This is a genomic window from Pseudomonas sp. P4_C8 (assembly GCF_056401975.1).
The window spans coordinates 45,167-70,868 of sequence record NZ_JBFUIH010000008.1 but is presented as its reverse complement, the minus strand read 5'-3'; the positions used below and the strand labels follow the sequence as shown (position 1 = coordinate 70,868).

Below are 25,702 nucleotides of genomic sequence, written 5' to 3'. Positions count from 1 at the left end.
TCTCCTGAGGGTGTGAGCCGGGAACGCAGGTCCAGTCAGCGATGGCAATCATTGGCCTGCCTCCTCGCCGTCGAACGTGATGGGTTCGAAATGAGCCTCGGTTTCTCCTGCTTCGGACAAAACGCGGATCTCAAACTTTCCGCCGGTAGGGCTGGAGGCAAACACTCGCGTCAACCCCTCCTGGTTGGTGTAGGTCTGCTCCGGCCGGATAACCAGCAAAGGCGTTTTGGTATCGCCCACAACCTCGTAGCTCCATCGCACGAGGCTGTTTTTCCCGAGGTTTAGATGCTGGTCCATCAACGTGGCGTAGAGTTCGACTTCCTGACCGTGGGGCACGGTGCCCAACGGCACCGGCGACATGAGCGAAGGCGGAAACTGCAGTGACTGCGCGTCAGCGACAACATGGATGGTGGGGGCGTACTGCGGCTCGAACAGATCCAGCCAGAACTGCGGGGTGTCCGTGCCCATGACCTTGCCGGGCAAGAACTCTGCCTTGACCACGCCATCGACGTCCGTTTTCCCGGTGGCAATACTGCCCAGCGTGGCAAGCCAGTGAACCTTGACGCCGCTCAACGGCTTTGCGTCGATATCCTTGAGGGTCACGGTGAAGGTGATTTTCTCGCCGGGCTTGCTGGCCACCACTTCGGTCTTGTCCGGCACACAGGTCAAGGTAACGAGCTGCTGCAAATCCTCCGTGAACGCCATCTGAGGCACAGGGGATCCGGACAGGCTCAGCAACGCATGCTCGGCAGCATCCTTGTACTTCGACTTGTCCACGGCCTCTGGCAGGGTGCCGATCAAAAAAATCGTCAAGGCATCCATGCCGGTCTTCGTCGCCATGACCCGAATGCGCATCAACAGATCCAGTTGGGTCAGGTTTTTCAGGATCTTGAGTGCCGGGTCGATGCGACTGACACACTCGCGCACCTCTTGAACACTCCAGTCGAAAAACTCCGCCAGACGAATCGTAGCCGCTTGCTGGGCCAGACGCTCAGCATCAACGCTCAGGTTGTCAGGCAAGGCATTGACCTCACGCAGATAATCGAGCAGTTTCTGCGCAGGCTTCTCGCTCAACTCAAACGCCCGGGTGAGCACCGTCAGGTAGTAAAGCGTCCTCACCGTGAACGCATGTTTGTCCTCCTGATCGAGCCAGGCCTTGTGGCCGTAATCCAGGTAGTCCTGCAACAGCTGGGCGCCGAGATCGAGTTTCGCCACCACCGCACTGCGACGGCGTACATCGGCCAACAGTACAAGCAGCGGGTCAGGCTGCTCGTTGCGTCCCCGCAAGGAGTCTTCCCGATCCGACAGGGTGCGTTCGAACACCTGACGCAACAATTGGTGCACCGTTGCATTGGCCCAGGCCAGCACTTGAAACGCCTGCTCGGCGTTGACGCCCGCATAAACTGCCAGCGACTCCTTGATCACCGACGCCTGAGCCTCCTGGGCCTGCAAAAGCACGGCGAGCATTTTCTCGACAATGGCAGCGCGTGCGACTTCATCGCTCTCACCGAGGCCATCCTTCACCGCCCCGTCGAGCGCCTGCCGGGCAAAGGCCAGGTACTCGGCTTGCGTACCCGCATACGCCAGGACCAGCCCGTCAGCATCGACCAGCATCGTCAGCAAATCCAGCCAGCTTGCGTTCGCCAGCGGTGGCACACCTGCCATCAGTAACGCCGAGTGGGTGAGCTGAGCGCCTGACAACAGGCTGCGCACTTTTTCAAACAACTGGCGCTCATCGTCAGAATCGGTGGCCAATGCCTGAGGTTGTGAGATGTGCTGCAACATCCAGAGCACCGCAAGTTTGCGGTCTGCGCACCACCCCACACAGGAATGCAGGGCGTAAATGAGGTTCAGCACATCGGGTGTGTCAACTTGGGTCGAATGGATCCGGGGAGTACCCGCCAGACCGTAGAGCCATTCTTCCCCACCCAATAACGTCAGCATCAGGACGCCTTCGACCGGCGTCATGCCCAACAGACGGGGCAGCTTCACCAGGCGATAAAAACTGGAGATGACCGCAGCGGTACGCTTGAGTTTGTTGTCGGTGACGCCATGCGCACCGGCAATCGCCATGGCCAGGTATCGGTAGGTCTGCAGATCGATCCCCAACGCACTGCACAACTGGGTGATCGTCAATTCGGAATCGCCCTGGATGGGCAACACCGAGAACTCACCGTCATCGAGCAACATCGGTTGGCGGTAGTCGCCCTGGCCATTGAAGACTTGATCAAACTGCGAGAGCGCTTCACCGCGACCGTAAATCGACAACTCGTTGATAAACGCGGCAAAGTCTGGCGCCGTACACCCGTAGCGCTCGCGTAACGACTGAAACAACCCCAGCGCATGCACGACTTTTTCCGTGATCAACCAGGCATTGTCTGATGCGCTACTGCGCGATTCAGCCCTGATGGCCGCCACCAACAACGCATCCACCTGATCGCTGGGCAGCTCCAGCCACTGATCCAGACGCAACTTGCGGTTCATTCGGTCGTATCGCTCAAGCCCATTTTCGTCGGTTGGATCCGCTGATAATTTATGCAGGAATGAAGGGCCGGTTCCGCTACCCGTAATGCTGACCGCGGGGTCGCTATTGGCATTGAGGTAAACCGAACCGGAGCGCCAGCTTTCCGGCTCAACAGGCTTGTTTTGCGGGTACGTCACGTTGGCAGAGCGCACGGGGGCGAAACCTCGTACCGACAGCAAGGCCTCCAGCCCCAGGGTGTCGAGTTTGGTTCGCTCACCAAAGAATGGCACCTGGTTAAGGTTCTGCCACGCCACGCCCCCGGCACCGAAGTTCTGTAAATAAAAAGCGTCGCGACTTTCAGAGTCTGCAGGCTCCTCGGTCAGCAACCGTCGCTGATAAGGCCCCAGCCGTGATGCGTGAGCCAGGGCACGCCCCGCGTCGGCATCCCACGCCTGGCGTTGCAAAAAATAAGGGGCAGAGATGTCCACCAGGTGCGCAAAATTGCCGACCGAAAGGCCTTGGTGACGGGCGACCGCATCCAGGGTCACCCAGTGCTGATAATAGGGCAGCCCATTGGGATATCGCGCCTCGATCATCGCGTCTTCAATATCCAGTCTGGCATCGTGCTCGGCGATGAAGGTTTCCAGCACCGGGACGATGATGTCGACCGCAGACACCGATCGATACACCGCATTGAAATCGACCGACAGCGGTTTCAGGTCCTTGCGTCGCTCATGCAGCGGCAGCTTTTCGTTGCTGCTCGAAACGGACTCGATACGCTGCTCGATCCACCTCAACAGCTCGATCAGATACGCCACTGGCGAAGCGAGAGATTCCAGAGCTTGCGACGGGCAAAAACTGGCGAACTCAGGCCTGAACAGCGTTTCGAAACTGGGTCCCGAAACCATCGACAACAAACCACTGGTCGCCCCAGCCTCATCTGTTTCATGACCGCGCAAGCTGTGCTCGATGAATTGTCGGCGCACATAAATGGCCATGCTGTTGGCCCGCCGCAAAAATCGGCGGGCGTCATCGGGGCTCACGTTGTATTCCTTCACCAGCCCCTGCACACCCTTTTCCACCAGAGGAAAAATCGAACCACCGTCTTCGATGTAAGTGTTGAGAGCAGCGTACTGTGCGCGTTGTTCTTCACTGAAGACCTGGTTCAGCAATTGCGAGACGGGGCGGGAGTCAGCCATGGTCAGGTTCCTTGAGCCGATAACGGTCCTGAACAGCCTGACAAGCCTGTCAGGCCGTGCGATTGATTGAAGAGATTTGGCGCCTGAAACCGACCACCGTCTACTGTCATAACTGACAGTACCGGCGACCGTTCATCGAGAAGTTGATTCAGGCTTTGGGGGACGCCGGCAGGATTTCGAAGCGTTGGCTGTCCACCCAATCGGACACCGTCGCGCCATCCCCATCGTCAGTGAGGGTCTGCCTGAACCGGCACCAATTGCCGCCGTCGGGCAGCGGCTGCTCCGCACTGCCCTGCCAGCCACTGGTGCTGACGGCAATATTCGGCGCCCACACCTGCTCAGGGTTGAACCAGCTCATGACGCGCCCGACTCCCGGTTTACCCTGACCTTCAAAGTGAACCGGATCACTGACCCAACATCCCGCCGCCGGCACATTAATGGACGGCACAAACGTACCCAGCACGACCGGTCGTTCAGGGGATTCGGCCGATTCGAAACCGTCGCACGACGCCACAGCCACCAGGCCATAGCGACCGCCAGGCTGATCGAGCATCAGCGTCACCGACCAGGTGCGATCCTCCAGCACCGGACTCTGCCCCAGCACCGTCAACGCAGCGTCCCTCAGTTTCACCGTCACGGTATCCCCTGGCACGCCAAAACCTGACACCACCACCCGCCGACCGAGCTGTTCGTCCAGTGCCGGGGTTTCGATATACGGGGCCGCCGGCACGACGTTGTAGTTCAACGGGCGACTATCCCGGGATGTCCGTTCTTCAAAGGTTTGCCTGGCCCGGATGATTTTGGCCCCCACCGGCAAGGTCACCTCGGCCTTCCAGCGGCCATCCGTGCCCACGGGAATATCCTTCAACAAAGGCTCGGCAGCACCATCGAGCCAAACCTCGACCCGCGCACCCGATGTGGCCCACCCCTCAAGCGTCGCGGTTCGTGGCAGATCGCCGTTTTCCGTTGGCTGTGTAAAGACCGGTGGCAGCAGCACCACCTCAAAATCGACCATGTCGCTGCGGGGGGATGGCCGCTCATAGCGCGTTTGTAGCGCATCGATGGTGTACTTTCGAAAGCTCAGACCGGTGAGTTCGATTGACCACTCACCGTCGGCTGTCAGCAGCTTGGGGTCTCCCAGATCCCGCCCGGATTGAGCATCGCGCAGCTGCATCGTGGCCCCGGCCATGCCGTCCCGACCCTCGACCGTCATGTCGCGACCGACCTCAGAGTCGGGCTCGGGTTTAGTGAACAGCGGTTGGGGAATGGGCGTGTAGACCTTGAAGGTTTCAGACGCAGCGGGCGATGTTTGCGAGGCAGCCGTCTGGGTTACGGTGACGGTGTGAGTGACAACATCCGGCTCAAACCCAGTCCCGCGCTGAAAGGTCCAGTTTGGGCCGGTAACGATGGCAGGATGCTTGATGGTGGGGGCATCGCTGAACGTGAGTTCAACGACTGCATTTGACCAGCAGGTGCCGGAGAATTTTGGAGAGAAACCGTCCTCTACCACCAGGCCAATGATAGGTGCCAATGGTGGGATGGTGACTATGAGGGGGACCCAGGTCGGCGACTGCTGACTATCCAGAAATTGCCTGACATGAACATCCCGCTTGAATGTCGGCCCCCACACCTGGGATGCCTGGCTCGACCACTTGCCTGCGGACACGAGCGCGTTAGGGGCGGGGAAGGTTCTGCCACCGGGATCAGCGATCTTCACCGTAGCGTTGTTGGTGCCATTGCCGGAGAAGGTCGGCCGGTATTCCGTCGTGCACTTTATGTCGCTCGGATCCGGCAGCACCCGGTTGACGGTAAATGCGTAAGGCTGTGACTCAATCCAGCCATTGGCATTGTCCGAGACTTTCTGAATCGCCCTCAGGCTGTAGGTGCCAAACGGCCAGTTGGTCGCGGTGGTTTCCCACCGGCCACCTGTCACTGTGACAGCGGACGGCGGCGTCCCTCCCGGCCCGCTGACGACAGTGATCTCGACCGTTGCGCCGGTGTGGCCAGTGCCTGAGAACTTGAGCGAGGTTTCGGTTGGATATGAAATGGTGACGGCGGTCAGTGCTGGGGGACGGACTTTGAACGACCGGGCTGCGCTCTCATCAGAAGGCACACCTCCGACAATTTGTCGCGCGACAATCGAAAACGGACCGGGGGGCATATCCCTGTCGAATCTTGTTATGGTCCACTGCCCCTGCGGACCTGCGATCCCCTCCCCGATCTTGAACGAATGATCAAGGTCCTTAAGTACTTCGACAATGGCATTTGCAACAGCACCTGTTCCGGATATTGGCCCTCGCATATCAGTGATAGCACCGGTGCCAGGCATGTAAATGTCAGGCACTGAAGGTACTGGAGGCACCACAATAAAACTTCGGTGAGACCATGCTTCATTACCCGACAGCAAATGCCGAGCCGCAATAGTTACCTTTCCTGTTCTGTCACTCAAATCAATGGGTATTGTCCACATTCCTCCAACGTCGACAATACCCCGACCCAATTCTTTACTTCCGCCCTCATTGACGATTTGGATGACTTGACCAACTGCTCCTTGACTACCAGTGATTACTATATTTTTTGACGCGACCACGTCCGCATTTTCGAGGGGGGTTAAGAAGCTTGGTGATTTTAGGTAAGTTATGTTTTTTACAGCGGATTTCCGAGAGTCAAAGTTTGGAACGGATTGCTCGACGTATATTTCATACGTTCCTGAATTGCCATTTAATGTAGTCGACCATCTACCGTTACTTGACTGAAAATCCCCACTGATTGGACGCCCGCCAACCGAACAAATCCTGAGGGTAGTGGCATCGCCGCCCGTTCCTGTAATGACATTTGTAAACGTTGCAGCATTGTCAATTTTGGGCAAGGTACTCATATAAAGATCAATGGTGTGCCAGCCTGAATTCTGACTCCCGTACTGCCAATAATGATTCAGTTTTAAAGGACCTGAATTGTTTTTGTAACTGAATCGGCTAGAGTGCCATGCATTTCCTGCGGTCCATTTGCCGTGAGAAAACCAATCCTCTATGTCATTTATCATGACCTGAAGCCAAACCTGGTGATTACCATCGACGTCTATGCGGTACTCAAACGACTCATCCTGGCTCACTATTAACCCATCATAGATATAGGGAAATCTGACCGGATTAATAGCTACGCGGGTATCCGGGTTTTCCATGTCGGTCGACGGCAAAGTCTCCCCTTCACTGACATCTTCAACGCGACTGCGCTCAGTCTCACGGAACTTGCTTTCATCTTCGGACATGATCTCACTCCTTCGCAGCCTGCTGTGGAAAGCCCAAGGCTTTCTTTCTAACTGCGAACCCAGAAGTTGCCAACCTGTAAAATCTGACAGTTCCGACGAGCGGCACCCTCCTGCTTTGCGCGATCAAGGCCGCGCCTTCGCCCTTCGGCTCATTGACTACACAACCTTGCGCAACGGACTACACATCCGCCAGAATCCGCCGGCTTGTGCACCTTGGCCCTGCCCCGTAACTTGATCCGTGTCGCTGCCAATCAGCGATCGGGTTTAGTCGCCCGGTGTTTGTACGATGTGCATAGGCGTCATCCAGTCGGGTTTTCCCTATCCCCCGCACTTGATGGTGGCTGTTCGCAGGGCGCTCTCGGGCGCGCCGGTTCTCGTACTCACCGGTCGACTAACCTGCTTACAGCCGCCACCCCTCGTTTAGTCGCGAGGTCGAGGCAGCCCCAATCGAGTACGAAAATATGTTCAAACCAACACCCAATCCACCCCCCGAAACCGACCCGGTTTCCCCCTACGCCACCCTCGATTCAAGAAAGCTCCACGCTGCCGCAGACAAGGCGCTCGACCATTACCTCAAACCCGACGTCGAATCCCTTCGCACTTCCCAGGACCGCGCCATGAAAATGTTCACCGTTGTCCCGGATGCCAACCCCGAAGCCCTGACCATCCAGACCTACGAGACCTTTTCGTCGGTCAGCATTCTGCTGCTCGACCTGGCCGAAAGCCTGGAGGACAGGCCACGGCATCTGGCGATGGTGATTTATCAGATGAGTGAGTTGGGGTTGATGCTGGTGGAGCGGTCGCTGGATAACGAGCGGGCGATCAAGACGAAGTAGCCGTTGCCGGTCATTCTTTGTTGTTTGTAATGACGCCATCGCGAGCAGGCTCGCTCCCACAAAGGATTTGTGAACACAGGAGATTCAGTGTGGGAGCGAGCCTGCTCGCGATGGCAATAGTGAGAGCGCCGCTAAACTCAGGCAGACGCCGGCAACGGCTGAAAACTGAAGTACTGCCTCAACGCCTCCACCAATTGCCCATACTCCGGCGGTGCCCGTTGCAGGCTGAACCCGGAGTCGTAGTGCTGCGGCGTTTCGTCTTCATGGCACCACAGGCAACTCGCCGCCAGGTCGATGACCTGCAGGCAACCATTGGTGGCGGGGATTTTCAGACGCAGGTCGAAGTCGACGCCCACCATCATGGGCAACTGGCTGATCAGCATCAGCCCGTCTTCAGACACGTTGCCGAGAAAGCCTATGGGTTTGTCGGTGACGCTGTTGAATACTTTCAGGAAATACGGCAGTTGATGCCGCGTGATCCGGCGGTTGGTAAACATGCGCAAATGGCCCAGCAAGACCCTTAAGCAGGGCCGCACTACTGCTTCGGAACGGGTCTTCCTCTTTATTGATAGAAGTGAAGGCGCGTTCTCCCTGATCCCGGTGCGACAGTCCATGCAACCGCTGACGCTTACTCCTGCCGATCACAGGTATGCACTCGGGTTTAGAAGCAAAGCTCTAAAACCGATCTCTTGGACTATAGCTCACCACCGCCAGTGAGCCAGCCCTTGCGTGACGACTGCAATCAGTACTGCTTCGGGGGCACGGCTGCGGCGCTTCGCAGCGGGTAACGGCCCTGGCTCTCCAGGGTTTCCAGACGCGCGCGGGCGCGGTAGGCGTATTCGCTGTGCGGGTACGTCTCGATGATGTACTGGTAAGTCTGCGCCGCATCGATAAACAGCATCTGCTTTTCGAGGCACTGGCCGCGCATCATCGACACTTCCGGCCACACATAAGGCCGCGCACGGCTGGAGCGCTCGACTTTTGAAAGTTCGAGTATCACCTGCTCGCAATTGCCACGGTCGTAGGCGCTGTAGGCGAGATTCAAATGATGGTTCATCGACCAACGGGCGCAGCCCGTCACACTGAGGGCAAGGACGGCAATGAGCGCGAATCGCATGGGGGTTCTCCTGTCTTGAGCTCTGTATCGACCCGTTGTGCTAAATCTTCAGGCTGCTGGTCACTATCGTTTAAAGATAAAAGCTAATAAGTAGTGCATTCGAACAATGACTACACCCCAAGAGCATAGTAGCCTCACTCAGCGCTTGAACTCAGGAGTCTTTGCATGTCCGTCCGTCGTACCAAAATCGTCGCTACCCTTGGCCCGGCCAGTAACTCGCCGGAAGTTCTCGAACAGCTGATTCTGGCTGGCCTGGACGTCGCCCGCCTGAACTTCTCCCACGGCACCCCCGACGAGCACAAGGCTCGCGCGAAGCTGGTGCGTGACCTCGCCGCCAAGCACGGCCGCTTCGTCGCCCTGCTGGGTGACCTGCAAGGCCCGAAAATCCGTATCGCCAAATTCGCCAACAAGAAGATCGAGCTGAAGATCGGTGATCAATTCACCTTCTCCACCAGCCATCCTCTGACCGAAGGCACCCAGCAGGTAGTCGGTATCGACTACCCCGACCTGGTCAAGGATTGCGGCGTAGGCGACGAGCTGCTGCTCGACGACGGCCGCGTGGTGATGCGCGTGGATACCGCCACCGCCACCGAACTGAACTGCACCGTGCTGATCGGCGGTCCGCTGTCCGACCATAAAGGCATCAACCGTCGTGGTGGTGGTCTGACGGCTCCTGCCCTGACCGAAAAAGACAAGGCCGACATCAAGCTTGCCGCCGAGATGGAAGTCGATTACCTCGCCGTGTCCTTCCCGCGTGACGCCGCCGACATGGAATACGCCCGTCAACTGCGCGACGAGGCCGGCGGTACTGCCTGGCTGGTGGCGAAGATCGAACGCGCTGAAGCCGTGGCTGACGACGACACCCTCGACGCACTGATCAAGGCGTCCGACGCGGTGATGGTTGCCCGTGGTGACCTGGGTGTGGAAATCGGCGACGCTGAGCTGGTGGGCATTCAGAAGAAAATCATTCTGCACGCACGCCGCCACAACAAGGCCGTGATCGTCGCGACTCAGATGATGGAGTCGATGATCCAGAACCCGATGCCGACCCGTGCCGAAGTGTCCGACGTGGCCAACGCCGTGCTCGACTACACCGACGCCGTGATGCTCTCGGCGGAAAGTGCTGCCGGTTTGTATCCGCTGGAAGCCGTTCAGGCCATGGCACGCATCTGCATCGGCGCTGAAAAGCACCCGACCAGCAAGACCTCCAGCCACCGTATCGGCAAGGTCTTCGAAAGCTGCGACCAGAGCATCGCGCTGGCGGCCATGTACACCGCCAACCACTTCCCGGGTGTAAAGGCGATCATCGCCCTGACCGAAAGTGGCTACACGCCGTTGATCATGTCGCGCATCCGTTCGTCGGTGCCGATCTACGCGTTCTCCCCGCACCGCGAAACCCAGGCCCGCGCGGCCATGTTCCGTGGCGTCTACACCGTCCCGTTCGACCCGGCGTCCCTGCCGCCTGAGCAAGTCAGCCAGGCTGCGATCGACGAGTTGCTCAAACTGGGCGTTGTGGCGAAAGGCGACTGGGTCATCCTGACCAAGGGCGACAGCTACCACACCATCGGCGGCACCAACGGCATGAAAATCCTGCACGTTGGCGACCCGATGGTCTGAGTGACCGACCGCTGAAAAACAAAAGCCCCGCCATGTGAATGGCGGGGCTTTTTGGTTTCTGATCCAACAACTGTGTTGTCTGGTCGGGCCCCATCGCGGGCAAGCCCGGCTCCTACAGGGGTTGGCGGTGTCCACAAATCCAGCGTTCAACTCAAAACCTGTGGGAGCTGGGCTTGCCCGCGATGAGGCCCGTCCAGTCACCGAAAATTCAATGCCGCTTGATAAACCCGGTCAACGCCGCCAACGCTTCCGGCGACCGCAACCGCTGGGTGAACAACGCGCCCTCTTCTTCGATCACCTTGCGCAGCAATTCCCGGTCCGGCGCTTTCATCAATTGCTTGCTGATACGCACCGCTTCCGGCGGCAACGATTCAAAGCGCAAAGCCATCTCCCGCGCCTTGGCCAACGTTGCTTCGCCACTGCCCAACGCTTCAGTGGCAATGCCCCACTCTGCCGCCTGTTCACCACTGAAACCTTCACCCAGCAGCAACAACTCCGCTGCTTTGGCATGCCCAAGCAAGCGCGGCAGGATCAGGCTGGAGCCGAACTCCGGGCATAAGCCGAGATTGACGAAAGGCATGCGCAGGCGAGCATCACGGCTGACGTAAACCAGGTCGCAATGCAGCAACATTGTCGTGCCGATCCCCACCGCTGCACCGGCCACAGCGGCGATTACCGGTTTGCGGCACTCCAGCAAATTGAGCATGAAGTGGAACACCGGGCTATCGAGGCTACCCGGCGGTTGTTGGATGAAATCGGCGATGTCGTTGCCGGCAGTGAAGCATTCAGCGCTGCCGGTGATCAGCACGGCGTTGATTTCAGGGTTGGTATCGGCCTGCTTCAGCGCCTCGGCCATATGGCTGTACATGGCGCGGGTCAGGGCGTTTTTCTTCTCGGGGCGATTGAGGCGCAGCGTCAGCAAACCGCATTCGCGCTCGATCTGGATGGTTTCGGTCATGGGGGTCTCGCGTCTGAAAAAATCAGCGCTCAACCACGAGGCAGGAACACATCGGCCAGCAGTTGATTGCGCGGCAATCCCGCGAGGTACAGGCGCCGGGAAAAGGCGTCGACACTGTCGGGGGCTCCGCAGACTAAGGCCAGGGTTTGCCGGGAGACAAGCCGCAGTTGCGCCAATGCCTGCGGCAACTCGGCCGAAGTCCAGCACTCGACACTCAGGTTATCGCGGCCATCGGCCATGGCGTGCAAGGGTTTGGCCAGGTAATGCTCGTCGGCGTCATGGGCCAGGTGAATGACGCGAATGGCGCCCTGGTGATCCTGACGCAGCGCTTCGCGCAATACGCCAAACAGCGGACCTAAACCGGTGCCGGCGGCCAACAGCCACAGCGGCCGGGTGTGCCAGTCCGGGTCGTAATGCAGAGCGCCGCCGCGCAGTTCGCCGAGGCGGATCGAATCGCCGATCTTCAGCTGACGGGCCGCGTCGCTAAATTGCCCCGGCTGACGACAATCAAGGTGAAACTCCAGAAAGCGGTCTTCTTGCGGCAGGCTGGCCAACGAATAAGGACGTGCCACATTGCCCGCCCACAACACCAGATGTTGCCCGGCGTTGTAGCGCAACGGGCGTTGCGGCGTCAGGCGCAGGCGCAGCACGCTGGCGCTCAACCAATCGACGGCGGCAACCTCGGCCGGAAGACCATCGAACTGGGGATCGAAGGTATGCACTTGCAAATCCTCGACCACCTGGCACTGGCACGCCAGGCGCCAGCCTTGTTGGCGTTGCTCTGCGCTCAAGGCATCGGGGCGGCTGTCGCTCGGTAACCCCTGCACACATTGGACCAGGCAGGCATGGCAACTGCCGGCGCGGCAACTGTAGGGGACGGCCACACCGTTTTGATTCAAGGCATCGAGCAGGTTGCTGCCCGGTACCACCGACCAGCGGCGCTCGCCAACCCGCAACTCAGGCATCGACGCTCTCCCAGGCCGCCGCACAACGGTTGCGACCGTCACGTTTGGCGCGGTAAAGCGCCTGATCGGCGCGCTGCAAGGCGTCGTCGAGATCGTCGCCCGGCTCCAGCAAGGTCAGACCCGCCGACAAACTGAGATGGGCGACGTTGAGGCCGATCAGCTCGACACCGGTGAAGGCGATGCGCAACCGCTCACAGCACGCGGTCAGACGTTCGGCATCGCAATCGGACACCATCACCACGAATTCTTCGCCGCCATAACGCGCCAGCACATCGCCGTCGCGCAGGCACGCGGTCGCGACACCGGCAAAGGCTTGCAGAACCTGGTCGCCCGCCGCATGGCCGTGCACATCGTTGATGCGTTTGAAGTGGTCAAGGTCGATCAGCGCCAGCCCATGCATCACGCCAGCGTCCATGGCGTTCAGTTCGCGGGAGGCCAGGCGCAGGAAATGGCGGCGGTTGAACAGCCCGGTGAGTTCGTCGGTGGCGACCAGGTCTTCGAGCTGGCGCATCATGCCGCGCAGGGTGTCCTGGTGCGCTTGCAAAGCGAAGCGCCGCTGGCGCATGCGCTGACGCGTAGCCTGGACATAGCGGGCGTAGAGCACCAGCCAGATCAACACAATAAGCAACACGCACACTTGCAACCCGGCCAGCGCCGGGTCGTGGAGCTGAAAGTGGTAGCCCTCCCACAGCGTGATCGCACTGAAACTGAAAAACACCAACAGCGCACACCGCACCAGCGCTCGGCGCGAGAGATGGAACAGTCCGAAAAGCAGGATCAGCACGTAAAACACCAGAAACGCGCCGCGTGCCTCATCCAGATTGGCGATCAGCCAGGTTTGCCACCCCAGCCCCATCAACACTTGCGCTTCGGTCAGGCTGGGATCGGAAAAGCGCTGGTTGCGGCCGCTGTAAAACACCGCGAACAATGCCGCTTGGCTGATGACCACCAATGCAGTGCCGACGGCCAGGCTGGCCACTGGTTCATCGTAGTGTCCGGAGAAAAACGCCAGCCACAGTAGCATCAGCGCCAGGGCGTAAGTGCCGGCTGCAAGGGCAAAGCGTTTGAGTAAAAGCTGTTGAAGGGCGTTATGGGTCAATCGTTGACTCACCATGCGAAAGAAAGCTGTTTGAGTGTCCTACTCTACAGGCCGGGTGCCACTTTAGTGGCGAGCCGGATAAATAACCATACTATTTTTGGGGCAGAAAACTGGCGTCAAAAGCATGACCCGTTTTCGCTCATACCTGACCCTTGCCCCGATCCCTGTAGCAGCCGACGCAGGCTTCGCCAGCTGCTACAAGGGCCGCGGTGTTATGCGACCAACGATTGACTACCGGCGGGTGTGCCCGCAAGCGAGGCGCGCTATACTGCCGCGCCTTTTTAGCGTCGCGCCAGCAGCCCCGGCGTGCCTTGAAAGGTGCTTGCAACCGACCGATGCACCCAAGCTGCAAGCACCTTATTGAATGTTCCCGTCTTTTAGAGGAGCGCGACTCATGACCGTGATCAAGCAAGACGACCTGATTCAGAGCGTTGCTGACGCCCTGCAGTTCATTTCCTATTACCACCCCGTTGACTTCATCCAGGCGATGCACGAGGCCTACCTGCGCGAAGAATCGCCGGCAGCCCGCGATTCCATCGCACAGATCCTGATCAACTCGCGCATGTGTGCCACCGGCCACCGCCCGATCTGCCAGGACACCGGCATCGTCACCGTATTCGTTCGCGTGGGCATGGACGTGCGCTGGGATGGCGCCACCATGGGCCTGGACGACATGATCAACGAAGGCGTGCGCCGGGCTTACAACCTGCCGGAAAACGTCCTGCGCGCCTCGATCCTCGCCGACCCGGCGGGCGCTCGTAAAAACACCAAGGACAACACCCCGGCCGTTATCCACTACTCCATCGTTCCGGGTAACACCGTTGAAGTGGACGTGGCGGCCAAGGGCGGCGGTTCCGAGAACAAGTCGAAAATGGCCATGCTCAACCCGTCCGACTCGATCGTCGACTGGGTGCTGAAGACCGTTCCGACCATGGGCGCCGGCTGGTGCCCACCGGGTATGCTCGGCATCGGCATCGGCGGCACCGCCGAGAAAGCCGCCGTCATGGCCAAGGAAGTGTTGATGGAATCCATCGACATCCACGAGCTCAAGGCTCGCGGCCCACAGAACCGCATTGAAGAAATGCGCCTGGAGCTGTTCGAGAAGGTCAACCAACTGGGCATCGGCGCCCAGGGCCTGGGTGGCCTGACCACCGTGCTCGACGTGAAGATCATGGATTACCCGACCCACGCCGCTTCGTTGCCGGTGTGCATGATCCCGAACTGCGCCGCCACCCGTCACGCGCACTTCGTGCTCGACGGTTCCGGCCCGGCCTCGCTGGAAGCGCCACCGCTGGACGCCTACCCGGAAATCGTCTGGGAAGCCGGCCCGTCGGCCCGTCGCGTCAACCTCGACACCCTGACCCCGGAAGACGTGCAGAGCTGGAAGCCGGGCGAAACCGTCTTGCTCAACGGCAAGATGCTTACCGGTCGCGACGCGGCGCACAAGCGCATGGTCGAGATGCTGAACAAGGGTGAAACCCTGCCAGTGGACCTCAAAGGTCGTTTCATCTACTACGTCGGCCCGGTTGATCCGGTGCGCGAAGAAGTGGTGGGCCCTGCCGGTCCGACCACCGCGACGCGAATGGACAAGTTCACCCGTCAGATCCTTGAGCAAACCGGCCTGTTGGGCATGATCGGCAAATCCGAGCGCGGCCCGACCGCAATCGAAGCGATCAAGGACCACAAAGCCGTTTACCTGATGGCTGTCGGCGGCGCGGCTTACCTGGTGGCGCAAGCCATCAAGAAGTCCCGCGTGGTGGCTTTCGCCGAACTGGGCATGGAAGCGATCTACGAGTTCGACGTCAAAGACATGCCTGTGACTGTTGCGGTTGACAGCAAGGGCGAGTCAGTCCACATCACCGGTCCTGCCATCTGGCAGAAGAAGATCAGTGACAGCCTGGCAGTAGAAGTGCAGTAAGCGCTTTAGCGGGCTAAAAAGCGGCCGGGGTGTCTGAATAGACGCCCCGGCCGTTTTTTTTGCGCAAAAAATAATGCCCATGGCATTAAAACCGAAGTGTTTACAACTACTCGGTCTAGAACGCCCCGCCTGACCTGTCAGATCTGACAGGTTACGAATGGCGCTCATCTTGTTAGCGTCTGATCCATCCAGCGACACCGTAGTTACGGGCGAGCGCCAGGCCAAACACAGGATCAGCCCCATGCAAGACCAAGCGTCCCTGAGCATCACTGAACCCTCTATCGCCAAAAGTGCATCCATCGCCACCATCGGTAAAAGCTGGGGCAAGGTGGGTCTGAGCGGAGGCGCTTCATTTGTACTGTCACTGCCTTTTTCGCCCGGCCGCGGCTGGGACCCTCAGCTCTCTCTGAGCTATAGCAGCCAATCCGGAAACGGACCGTACGGTGTCGGTTGGCATTTGAACCTCATCGCCATCACCCGCCAGACTAGCAAAGGGGTGCCTCGCTACACTGACGATGATGTGTTCCTCAGCCCAACGGGCGAACAGCTCATGGCCGAGCGCGATGGCGAAGGCAAGATCAAGTCCAGAGAAGAATCCGAATACAGAGGATTGCCCATCGGGGCTCACAGCGTGGTGCAATATTGGCCGCGGGTGGAAAGCTCCTTTGATGTGGTCGAATTCTGGCGCTGCGAAGCCAACCCCGATGGTTTCTGGCTGGTGCATGGGGCCGATGGCAGCCTTCACCTTTTCGGCAGGATAGAGACCGCGCGCAAGGCTGACCCACAGGACCCGAACCGGGTTGTCGCCTGGTTGCTGCAAGAAAGCATGAACGCTCGCGGCGAGCACATCTGTTACGAGTACAAACAGGAGGACCCGACCCAGGATCCTGACCCGCATGACTACCGGGCCCAGCGGTACTTGCATCGGGTGCTGTATGGCAACTTCGAGGCGAGCAGCCATTTGTATGGCTGGAACGTACTGAGATCTGCGCCGCCTTCATGGCACTTTCACCTGGTGTTCGACTACGGCGAACGCACGCGGGACCTGACTGAAAAACCTGTCTACGACGGCCCGACGCTTATGCCATGGCTGACCCGTAGCGACCCCTTTTCGTCCTATGGCCAGGGCTTTGAAGTCGGCACTCGCCGTCTCTGCCAGCAAGTGCTGATGTTTCACAATTTTCCGCTGCTGGGTGATGAGCCAGTGTTGGTCCGCCGCTTGCTACTGGAGTACTCGGTCACCGCAGAGCCCTGGTCTTACAGTCAAATCACTGCGGCGCATTATCAGGCGTACGACGCGAGCGGCACCGTGGAAAACATGCCCCCGGTGGAGTTCGACTATGCGGATTTCGAACTGAATAAACAGCCGACACCGTTCTTCCCGTTCGAGAACATGCCGGGCATCGAAGAAGGTCAACGCTATCAGTGCGTTGATCTGTTCGCAGAAGGTCTGCCGGGCTTCCTGTGTCGTTATGACCAATGCTGGTACTACCGCGAGCCGCTGCGTGACCTGACCGGTGGCGATCACATCAGCTATGGCCCGTGGACAGCGCTCGGCGAAATCCCGGTCGCGGATCGCAACCAGCAAGCGCATCAAGCGCTCATGGACCTCACCGGTGACGGTCGCCTGGACTGGCTCGTTGCTCAGCACGGCATGAGCGGTTTCTACACGCTGAATCCGGATAAAACCTGGTCAAGCTTCATTCCGTTCACGGCGTTCCCGGCGGAGTTTTTCAACGTCCTTTCGCAGTTGGGTGATTTGACGGGCAACGGACTCAGCTCCCTGGCGCTGATCGGCCCCAACGCGGTGCGCCTTTACGCCAATAATCGTGAAGACGGTTTTGTCAGGGGCGAAGATGTCCTTCATAAGCCGATTGATGACCGTTTGCCATTGATCAGCAACTCACGCAGCGAACTGGTGTTTTTGGGCAATCTGCTGGGCAGCGACATGACCGAGTTGTGCCGCATTCGCCACGACGAAATCAAATGCTGGCCGAACATGGGGCATGGGCACTTCGGTACGGGGTTTGTCATGAGTGCCCTGCCCTTCAAATACGACACGTTCGACGCGGCACGGGTACGGATCGCAGATGTAAACGGCTCCGGCGCCCCCGCGCTGATTTATCTGAATTCGGACGGATTCGAAATTTACCTCAACCGGGGTGGCAACGGTTTTGAGCAGGTTCCCATTCCGGTTGCCTGGCCCGAAGGCGTGCGTTACGACAACCTGTGCCAGGTCACGCTCGCCGATCTCCAAGGGCTCGGCTGCACCAGCCTGATCCTGACCGTACCGCACATCAAACCCCAACACTGGCGCTATGATTTTGTCAGCGCCAAACCGTATTTGATGATCGCCAGCAATAACAACATGGGTTGCAGCACCGAGGTGGTGTATCGAAGTTCCGCGCAGTACTGGCTGGACGAAAAACAGCGAATGCTCAAGTTCAAGCGCCTTCCCGTTTGTTACTTGCCTTTCGCTATGCAAGTCGTCAGTCAGCAAACCCAACGCGACGAAATCACCGGCAATTGCCTGAATCAGTTTTTCAGCTATTTCGAGGCTTGGTACGACAGTCAGGACCGAGAGTTCCGTGGCTTCGGACGGCTGCACCAAACCGACAGCGAAACCGCCTCGGACGAAGACGAAAGCTTCACTGCCCCGGCATTGGTCTGCACCTGGTTTCATACCGGCAGGCACATCGATATGCCGCGCGATGGTTACTTCAATCGCGATGACAAGGCACACCCGCTGGGCGACACGCTTTTTTGTCGATATCACCCGAGCGATGAGTGCGAAGAGCTCATTACGCCGGCCGATGAAGCCACCGCCCACGAAATCGCCCGCGCCCTGTCAGGCTCTGTGCTGAGAATGGAAACTTACGCGGCGGATGACCCGGTCCCGGCCAATCCGTACCTCGTGGAACAGTCCCGATACATCGTGCGCCAAGTGCGTGAACGCGGTGAACACCACCCCAATGCGGTGCTGATGCCGTCGCTATTGGAAAACATCAGTTACCACTACGAGCGCTTCGTCGAAGACCCGCTGTGCCGCCATGTCATCAACGTGAACCGGGACGCCTTCGGACTGACAAACCACAGCATCACGGTCAGTTATGCCCGGCGCAGGACCGAGGACGATGAGCCGCCGTTTGACGATGTCGACGAACGCAAATGGTGGATTGACGCCCATGATCCGGCTCAACAGAGCTACTACCTGAGCGAAACCCGCGCCGAATTTATACACCTGTCCAATCTGCAAGGCTGGAGGCTTGGCCTGCCATATCGGCAACGCGGTAGCGCCCTGGTATTGCCCAAGGGACCAGCTCCAGCGGGCCTTAGCCCAAAGGGCATTGCCTATGAACAGTTTCGTGACCTGTTCAAGTCACCCGAATGGGTGGCTCAGCGAGAGCTGACCTCGCAATCGGTGCAGTGTTATCTCAAAACGGCTGACGGCACGCGGCTGCCGGACGGCACTGCCGACTTCGAAGCATTGGCGGGGCCACTGGAAGTCGCTCAATTGAACAAGACGGCGCTGGATGTCTATGGCGACGTCAGCCCTGCGATCGATATCCGGGAAGAACTGGCGAACATTGGTTATCTGCCCATGAAGCTGTTTCTGGGTACGGACAAAGAGGCCGACGAGGAGGAAGACCAGCAGCGCAATCTTTGGTCGGCCCAATACAGTTTTGCCAGGTATGGCGACCTTCAACACTTTTATAAGGTGACGCAGTTCAACGAAACACAAAGCCATGGGATCACTACGACCCGGTACGACGACTACAGCCTGATGAACATCAGCGTCGAGCTGCCGGATGGCTGTACCACAAGCGTTGAAATCGACTACCACTCACTGCAACCGGTACGCATCATCGATGCCAACGACAACGTCGAAGAAGCCCTTTACGATCCGTCCGGCCCGCACACGGTCACCTATTACGGCACCGAAGCCGCCCTGCCCGCCGGTTTCCTGCCCATCGCCGACTATCAGCGTCCCGAAGATGACAGCGCCGGCACGGCCATCGACGCCCCAAAAGAGGCACTGCAAAACGCTGCCAGTACCTGGCGCAAGGACCTGTTCAGCTGGATGGGCCAGCTCCCCCCTTCCGTCCGGCAGACACCCGATTGGCTGACCGATGGGTGCGCGCAAGGTTGGGTGTTGCCAAGCCTTCACCTACGTGCAGGCGCACGGCGGCGACTGGCCCGGCTCAAGTCCCGGACGCCGGCCGAGCAGGCATTGTGGGAACGGCTGCCGAGCGTCCCACGAATTCCGGTGCACAGCGTCGTCCTCACCGCCGACCGCGACTACTACGATCAGACACCGCAGCAAATCCACATCATCCTGAGCATCATCGATGGGTTCGCACGCCCCCTGCAAACCCAACAACTGGTTGAACCCGGCGATGCCTATGTCGTGGAAAACGGCGAACTGGTGATTGAAAACGGTCAACCAAAGGTTGCGCACGCCGATCGGCGCTGGCGCATCAGCGAACGCGTGGAATACAACAACAAGGGGCTCCCCGTTCGCACCTATCGTCCCTATTTCGCCAACACCTACGGCTACATCCATGACCACGCCTTCAGGCAGTTCGGTCACCACGACAAGAGCTTTTATGACGTCCTCGGCCGCCTGATCAAGATCATCAATGCCAAAGGCGATGTCGCGCTTGAAATAATCCACCCCTGGTACAAAACCAGCCTGGACTTCAATGACACCCACGTTGAGCCGCCTGCGCAACGACGCAAGGCAGCCGTGCAATGACCGGCGCATCTCACTGGAACACCCCCGCCATAACGTCCCATGACGCGCGAGGTCTGGCGGTGCGCCACATTGCTTACTTGCGCAATGTGGCCAATGGCGCCCTGGAACCTCTCGTCACCCGGCAAACCCGGGACGTGATCAGCCACCAGGTGGAGCAACGGGACCCGCGCCTGGCCGATACACCCACCCCTAACCTGAAGTCGGTCTATGGTCTTGGCGAATCCCCCGTCATGATCGACAGCATCGATGCCGGTAAACAGCTGAGCCTGACGGGGCTGGCCGGTGAAACACGCCAACGCTGGGACGGACGGGGCAATCATTGGCGTACCACTTACGACGACCAGTTGCGTGTGATTACGCTTGAAGAAAACGATCAAGGCCCCGTCGACCTCTTTACCTACGCCACCGCACTCGATGACCCGAACCACAACCTGCGCGGACGAATGATCAGGCAAGTCGATCCCTCAGGCGCTCTTGAGCGCCACAGCTTCAGCCTGCACGGCCAACCGTTGCGCGACAGCCGAACGATCACCGGTGTCGGCACCTTTACCAGTCAGCGGACTTACAGCCCGCTCGGCGCGCTGTTAACCCAGACCGATGCCGGTGATCATCAGCAACAGATGCAGTACGACATCGCCGGGCAGCTGCAACAGGTTCGACTGCGGCTCACGCCCACCGGGAGTTGGCTGCCCGTGCTGACAGCCGCCCGGTATAACGCCGCCAGCCAGATCATTGAGCAACGGGCCGGCAATCAGGTGGTCAGCCGCTGGACGTACGATGAGGCCGATGGTCGGCTCGATAGCCTGGCCGCCGGTGTGCCCGGGCAGGAGCTGCTCCAGCACTTTCAGTACGGTTATGACCGGGTCGGCAACCTGTTACGCATCGACGATCTCGCGTTTCAACCGGTGTACTTCAAAAACCAGCTCATCGATGGCCATCGCACGTTTACCTATGACTCGTTGTATCAGCTGACCAGCGCCACCGGCCATGACGCCGCGCCGACCTCCGATCTGCCGGGCCGTCCGATGCCGAGCGATCCCAGGAACCGTCTCAACTACAAACAGACCTACGCCTACGACGGCGGCGGCAACCTGATCAAGTTGATCCATGAACGCGCGGTGGACGGCTATACCCACCAGATGTTCATAGACCCGTCCAGCAACCGGGGCGTGCGCTGGAAAACAGGCGACCCCGCCCCCGATTTCGACAGCGTGTTCGACCACCATGGCAATCAGCTGACGTCGTCCCCCGGAAGGCCGCTGCACTGGAACAGCCGCGATCAACTGGCCGTAGCGACGCTGATTGCGCGTGACGGCGCGCCCAACGATGAAGAAACCTTTCGCTACAGCCAGGGCACGCGCGTCTACAAGCGCCACGAAACCCATACGTCTGCAACGACGCATTTTCAGCAGGTGATTTACCTGCCGGGGCTGGAAGTCCGTACCCGCGACAACGGTGAAGCACTGCACGTCATCACCCTGCCGGGCGGCCGTGGCAGCGTGCGTTGCCTGCATTGGGTCAGCAAAAAACCCGACGGTATCGATCAGGATCAACTGCGCTACAGCCTCGACGATCACTTGGGTTCCAGCCTGATGGAACTTGATCAAAACGCCCGTCTGATCAGCCACGAAGGGTATTACCCGTTTGGCGGCACCGCCTGGCTAGCGGCGGATTCAGCGCTGGAGGTCAGCTACAAGACCGTCCGTTACTCGGGCAAGGAAATGGATGAATGCGGGCTTTATTACTATGGCGCTCGTTACTACGCGCCGTGGTTGCAGCGTTGGGTGAGTGCTGATCCGCAAGGGGCTGTGGATGGTTTGAACCTTTATGGGTTTGTGGGCAACAACCCGCTGCGTTACGTGGATCACGTCGGCGAGGAAAAAGCCGAAAACGTCATCCTCAACTATTCAAGATTCATTTCGGTCCTGGAAGGGCATGCCACTCAAACACTGGGACAAATCGACAACATCATCAATAAATCCAACGTTGCCCTATCGCTGGCGAAGAACCTGGTGGGTGAATCCATCAATGCGGGTATCGGTTTTGCCGGCGGCTTCTATGCCGGCGAAAACCTCGGCAGCCTGGTGCCGCAACACACGTCGGCAGGCAGCCTCAATGCTCAAGAAGTCATGCCTTTTTCCGGTGGCCTTACCGTCGGTAACTTCGGGGGTGAAATGGCAGGCCGTACGAGCCCGTCTGTGATTCCGACTTCTCGGCTGACAGGCCCGCTGATACCACAAACATCAACCATGTCCATCAAGGCGATTGACCATGGACTGGGTCTCGGCACGAGTTCAGACCCGATCGACTGGCTTGGCGGCGCCATCAATATTTTCTTCAACAACGTGGTCGGATCTGTGGTTCCAGGGGTGGGAGCCTTCCTTGCAATGGGCTCAAGGGTTCAGGAAGCCGAGGACATCAATAACGGGCTGGATCCGGTCAAGATCAACAAAATCGAGACAATGCTGGATGAGTGGGAATCCACAGAGAATCAACGCTATGCCAATTCCGTGGCCGCCTTCAAGGTCGTAGGCGTTGATGTCATTTACCCTGCCGATGTACTTCCCAATGTCAATCACATGACCCCTCGAAGCCTGCTGGAACCGATTCGCCTCAGCGAATTGACGCAACAGCATGAAAGAACGCAAGACTTGATACGCAGAAACAAAGCCGGCCTGGCGCTCTACAAAGAGAGTAGAACGACGGATAACCAGTTTTTGTTGAAGCAGGCACGCGTTGGAAAAAGCTCCCATGCAGCGGCTTGATGGACCAAGGACCACTCGCTCCATGTCTCGGGCTCATGGCCTGTGAGTGCCAGTACGTGAGCGCGGCCGTCCATAGGGGCACCCCACGTCTGACAGCCACTGACGCCAGGGGGCTGCCGGTGCGTCAGGTGGTTTACCTGCGCAGCAAAGCCGGGGGTGACGTGGCATCACTCAACACCCGAGACGTCTATAACACTGCCGGGCATCTGATCGAACAATGGGATTCGAGGCTGCCCAAACCAAATCTCAGCAACGCCTTTCGCCTCTCTGGCGAGGCCATCAGGATCAACAGTGTCGACGCAGGCAGGCGTCTGATCCTGACGGGGCTGGCCGGCGAAGAACTGCAACGCTGGGACCCGCGCGGTCATCATTGGCGCACTCGCTACGATAATCAATTGCGTGCTGTGGCCATTGATGAAAACGCTCAGCGGAATGTCGAAACCTTCAGCTATGCCGATGCAACGGCCGACCCCGCGTTCAACCTGCGGGGCCAGATGATCACGCACGTCGATCCGTCCGGCCGACTCGAGCTGAGCAGCTTCAGCCTGCGCGGTCAGCCGCGACGCGAAACCCGAACGATTGTCGATGCAAACGCCTGCGTCACTGGCCGGACTTATGGCCCCCTCGGCATGGTGCTGACGCAAATCGATGCAGGGGGACATCATCAGCATTTTCACTACGATAGTGCCGGACGCCTCAAGGCAGTCGTTCTGCAACTTGAGGATGGCGAGCAACACTGTGTGCTGGAGGATGCGCAGTACAACGCTGCCGGCCAGATCAAGGTGCAAACCACCGGCAACGGTGTGGTCAGCCAATGGACTTACGACCCGGCCGACGGTCGCCTCTGCACCCTGAAGGCCGGCAAGATCGGCGAACGGCTGCAACAGAACTTCAAGTACTTCTATGACCGGGTGGGCAACATCCTGCGCATCGAAGATCACACCCAGGCCACGGTGTACTTCGCCAACCAGCGCGTCGAGGGGCATCGCGACTTCCGCTATGACTCGCTCTACCGACTGATCAGCGCCAGCGGGTTCGAGGGTGAAATACCCAACAATCGGCCGGGTTTGCCGGATGTCATCACCCCGCTCGATCCCGGCCCCCGCTATAACTACACCGAAGAGTACGAGTACGACTCGGGCAATAACCTGATCGAACTGCGCCATTTGCGCGACCAGCACTGCTTTACTCAGCGGATGTATATCGATCCCGCCAGCAACCGTGGCGTGCGCCGGGATGAAAACCAACCGGAACCGGATATCGAGAAACTGTTCGACAGGTCTGGCAACTTATTATGTTTACAACCGGGCCAGCCCTTGCAGTGGAATGCCCGCGATCAACTGGAGAAAGTGACTTTAGTTGTCCATGACAATGACCTGCCGGATGACGTCGAAACGTATCAGTACAGTCAAGGCGAGCGGGTCCGTAAACATCATGTGACGCATACCCCTATGGCCACTCACAGCCAGACCGTTATTTACCTGCCACACCTGGAAATCCGCACCTGCAGCAATGGCGAGCAACTGCACGTTATCAGTGTGCCACTCGCTTACGGCAGCGTGCGCTGCCTGCACTGGGTCACGGATGAACACCCTGACCAACTGCGCTATAGCCTTGATGATCATCTCGGATCCTGCGCATTGGAACTCGATCGCTTCGGTGGCCTGATCAGCGCCGAAGTGTATTACCCCTACGGCGGTACCGCCTGGTGGGCGGCAAAATCTTTGATAGACGCGAGTTACAAGACCCTGCGCTACTCAGGCAAGGAACTGGATGTCAGCGGACTCCACTACTTCGGGTTGCGCTATTACGCGAGCTGGTTGCATCGCTGGATCAGTCCGGACCCCGAAGGAGCCGTTGATGGGTTGAATCTGTATCGGATGGTCGGTAACAACCCGATTCTGTACATCGACAAGTCGGGCGCAACCAAGGCTGTGTTTGAACTGGCCAAAGATTTCATCGGCGTTCTCGGCAAAGCCAAAAATGCCGCCGACCAGTTACACAATCTCGCGGAGGAATTCGACGGACTTGTTCCCGAAGGCGCCGATATTGCCGACGTTCGACAGAACATGACGCTGGGCAAATTCATGAAGTCCAAACATGGCTTCAAATCGATTCTCAAAGGGGCCATTGCGGGAAGCACTGTGACCTCGGCGCTGGGAAGTGTAGTTCCCGGTGTTGGTACAGGCATAGGCGCCGTCGTCGGTCTGGTGGTCGGTGCCATTGCGATGCCGTTACTGCGGTATTACTTCTTGAAGAAAGGTTTAAAACTTGCCCAAACGCTGCATACCCAGGAGTTGAAAGAGGGCTTGAGCACCGCCGTGGACACCACGAAGAAAGTAGTCAATGGCGCTCAGGACCTTTTAAGCGGCGGTAAAGAGGTGCTCGAAAAAATAAAGAATGGAGTGGCGAGTATCACGAGCTACACAGAGCCCCTGCAGAAAATGTTCTACAACCAGCTGGAGGAACTTGCCTCGGTGCATCAACGTCAAGTGATGAAACTGGTCAATACCGGCGTCGATCCTTTTGAAGCAATCGATGCCGTACTGGGGCGGGCGAAAAGCCTGGCAGATGCCCCAAGCGAAGCAGAGGGTGTGACCCAGCGACTGACCGAGTTGGCTCAGGAAGTCGTGGCGAATACGGTAGAGAAGCCGGTGCCCAAGCCCAGGAAGCTGATCCCGAAATTACATAGAACCCTCTCTGAGTCAGCCGCATGAGTGGGCCTACCTGTGAGCCGGTC

The 25,702-nt window shown here is 58.8% G+C and carries 13 protein-coding genes; 6 read left to right on the top strand and 7 right to left on the bottom strand.

The features are described 5' to 3' along the window. Positions 1–48: 48 nt before the first annotated feature. Together AC1DWM_RS07030 and AC1DWM_RS07025 are read right to left on the bottom strand one after the other, a co-directional pair. Entirely contained in the window at positions 49–3,663 is a 3,615-nt protein-coding gene (locus AC1DWM_RS07030) for a Tc toxin subunit A (protein ID WP_477794886.1), read from the bottom strand. 148 nt (positions 3,664–3,811) lie between these two features. Next, complete coding sequence (locus AC1DWM_RS07025) at positions 3,812–6,931, bottom strand: Ig-like domain-containing protein (protein ID WP_477794885.1); 3,120 nt, start codon at positions 6,929–6,931, stop codon at positions 3,812–3,814. A gap of 461 nt (positions 6,932–7,392) precedes the next feature. Between AC1DWM_RS07025 and AC1DWM_RS07020 the strand changes: the two genes are divergently transcribed. Next, positions 7,393–7,767, top strand: coding sequence for a DUF6124 family protein (locus tag AC1DWM_RS07020; RefSeq protein WP_223511804.1), 375 nt, complete (start codon positions 7,393–7,395; stop codon positions 7,765–7,767). Between the two features lie 137 nt (positions 7,768–7,904). On the opposite strand, the gene AC1DWM_RS07015 is transcribed toward AC1DWM_RS07020, so the two are convergent. Together AC1DWM_RS07015 and AC1DWM_RS07010 are read right to left on the bottom strand one after the other, a co-directional pair. Continuing rightward, positions 7,905–8,264, bottom strand: coding sequence for a PilZ domain-containing protein (locus AC1DWM_RS07015; protein ID WP_223511802.1), 360 nt, complete (start codon positions 8,262–8,264; stop codon positions 7,905–7,907). Positions 8,265–8,509: 245 nt separating this feature from the next. After that, entirely contained in the window at positions 8,510–8,884 is a 375-nt protein-coding gene (locus tag AC1DWM_RS07010) for a tetratricopeptide repeat protein (RefSeq protein ID WP_223511801.1), read from the bottom strand. 165 nt (positions 8,885–9,049) lie between these two features. Between AC1DWM_RS07010 and pyk the strand changes: the two genes are divergently transcribed. Continuing rightward, positions 9,050–10,501 carry a pyruvate kinase gene (gene pyk, locus AC1DWM_RS07005; protein WP_223511800.1) on the top strand — a complete coding sequence of 484 codons (1,452 nt, stop codon included), beginning with the start codon at positions 9,050–9,052 and terminating at the stop codon, positions 10,499–10,501. Between the two features lie 208 nt (positions 10,502–10,709). On the opposite strand, the gene AC1DWM_RS07000 is transcribed toward pyk, so the two are convergent. From AC1DWM_RS07000 to AC1DWM_RS06990, 3 genes are read right to left on the bottom strand one after another with little or no spacing between them, the layout of a single operon-like run. Further along, positions 10,710–11,459 carry an enoyl-CoA hydratase-related protein gene (locus AC1DWM_RS07000; protein WP_477794884.1) on the bottom strand — a complete coding sequence of 250 codons (750 nt, stop codon included), beginning with the start codon at positions 11,457–11,459 and terminating at the stop codon, positions 10,710–10,712. A gap of 29 nt (positions 11,460–11,488) precedes the next feature. Continuing rightward, positions 11,489–12,424, bottom strand: coding sequence for an iron-sulfur-binding ferredoxin reductase (locus AC1DWM_RS06995; protein WP_477794883.1), 936 nt, complete (start codon positions 12,422–12,424; stop codon positions 11,489–11,491). Further along, positions 12,417–13,523, bottom strand: a complete 1,107-nt coding sequence (locus AC1DWM_RS06990) for a GGDEF domain-containing protein (RefSeq protein WP_477794882.1) — start codon at positions 13,521–13,523, stop codon at positions 12,417–12,419. The genes AC1DWM_RS06995 and AC1DWM_RS06990 overlap by 8 nt, the downstream gene beginning before the upstream one ends. Positions 13,524–13,917: 394 nt before the next feature. Here AC1DWM_RS06990 and AC1DWM_RS06985 point away from each other — a divergent pair, with 394 nt between their 5' ends. From AC1DWM_RS06985 to AC1DWM_RS06970, 4 genes are all read left to right on the top strand, one after another. Beyond that, positions 13,918–15,441, top strand: a complete 1,524-nt coding sequence (locus tag AC1DWM_RS06985) for a fumarate hydratase (protein WP_223511796.1) — start codon at positions 13,918–13,920, stop codon at positions 15,439–15,441. A gap of 241 nt (positions 15,442–15,682) precedes the next feature. Further along, entirely contained in the window at positions 15,683–20,197 is a 4,515-nt protein-coding gene (locus AC1DWM_RS06980; protein ID WP_477794881.1) for a SpvB/TcaC N-terminal domain-containing protein, read from the top strand. Further along, a complete protein-coding gene (locus AC1DWM_RS06975; RefSeq protein WP_477794880.1) occupies positions 20,194–22,962 on the top strand; it encodes an RHS repeat domain-containing protein in 2,769 nt (922 codons plus the stop codon). Before AC1DWM_RS06980 ends, AC1DWM_RS06975 begins: the two co-directional genes overlap by 4 nt. 404 nt (positions 22,963–23,366) lie before the next feature. Further along, the gene (locus AC1DWM_RS06970) at positions 23,367–25,679 is read left to right on the top strand and encodes an RHS repeat-associated core domain-containing protein (RefSeq protein ID WP_477794879.1); all 2,313 of its coding nucleotides are present in this window, start codon (positions 23,367–23,369) and stop codon (positions 25,677–25,679) included. The last annotated feature ends 23 nt before the right edge of the window (positions 25,680–25,702 follow it).

What these genes read in the sequence shown, in the direction of transcription:
- AC1DWM_RS06975 (WP_477794880.1), top strand. Translation starts at nt 20,194, where the DNA reads ATGACCGGCGCATCTCACTGGAACACCCCCGCCATAACGTCCCATGAC.
- AC1DWM_RS07025 (WP_477794885.1), bottom strand. Translation starts at nt 6,931, where the DNA reads ATGTCCGAAGATGAAAGCAAGTTCCGTGAGACTGAGCGCAGTCGCGTT.
- AC1DWM_RS07030 (WP_477794886.1), bottom strand. Translation starts at nt 3,663, where the DNA reads ATGGCTGACTCCCGCCCCGTCTCGCAATTGCTGAACCAGGTCTTCAGT.
- AC1DWM_RS06980 (WP_477794881.1), top strand. Translation starts at nt 15,683, where the DNA reads ATGCAAGACCAAGCGTCCCTGAGCATCACTGAACCCTCTATCGCCAAA.
- AC1DWM_RS06995 (WP_477794883.1), bottom strand. Translation starts at nt 12,424, where the DNA reads ATGCCTGAGTTGCGGGTTGGCGAGCGCCGCTGGTCGGTGGTACCGGGC.
- AC1DWM_RS07020 (WP_223511804.1), top strand. Translation starts at nt 7,393, where the DNA reads ATGTTCAAACCAACACCCAATCCACCCCCCGAAACCGACCCGGTTTCC.
- AC1DWM_RS07000 (WP_477794884.1), bottom strand. Translation starts at nt 11,459, where the DNA reads ATGACCGAAACCATCCAGATCGAGCGCGAATGCGGTTTGCTGACGCTG.
- AC1DWM_RS06985 (WP_223511796.1), top strand. Translation starts at nt 13,918, where the DNA reads ATGACCGTGATCAAGCAAGACGACCTGATTCAGAGCGTTGCTGACGCC.
- AC1DWM_RS07015 (WP_223511802.1), bottom strand. Translation starts at nt 8,264, where the DNA reads ATGTTTACCAACCGCCGGATCACGCGGCATCAACTGCCGTATTTCCTG.
- AC1DWM_RS07010 (WP_223511801.1), bottom strand. Translation starts at nt 8,884, where the DNA reads ATGCGATTCGCGCTCATTGCCGTCCTTGCCCTCAGTGTGACGGGCTGC.
- pyk (WP_223511800.1), top strand. Translation starts at nt 9,050, where the DNA reads ATGTCCGTCCGTCGTACCAAAATCGTCGCTACCCTTGGCCCGGCCAGT.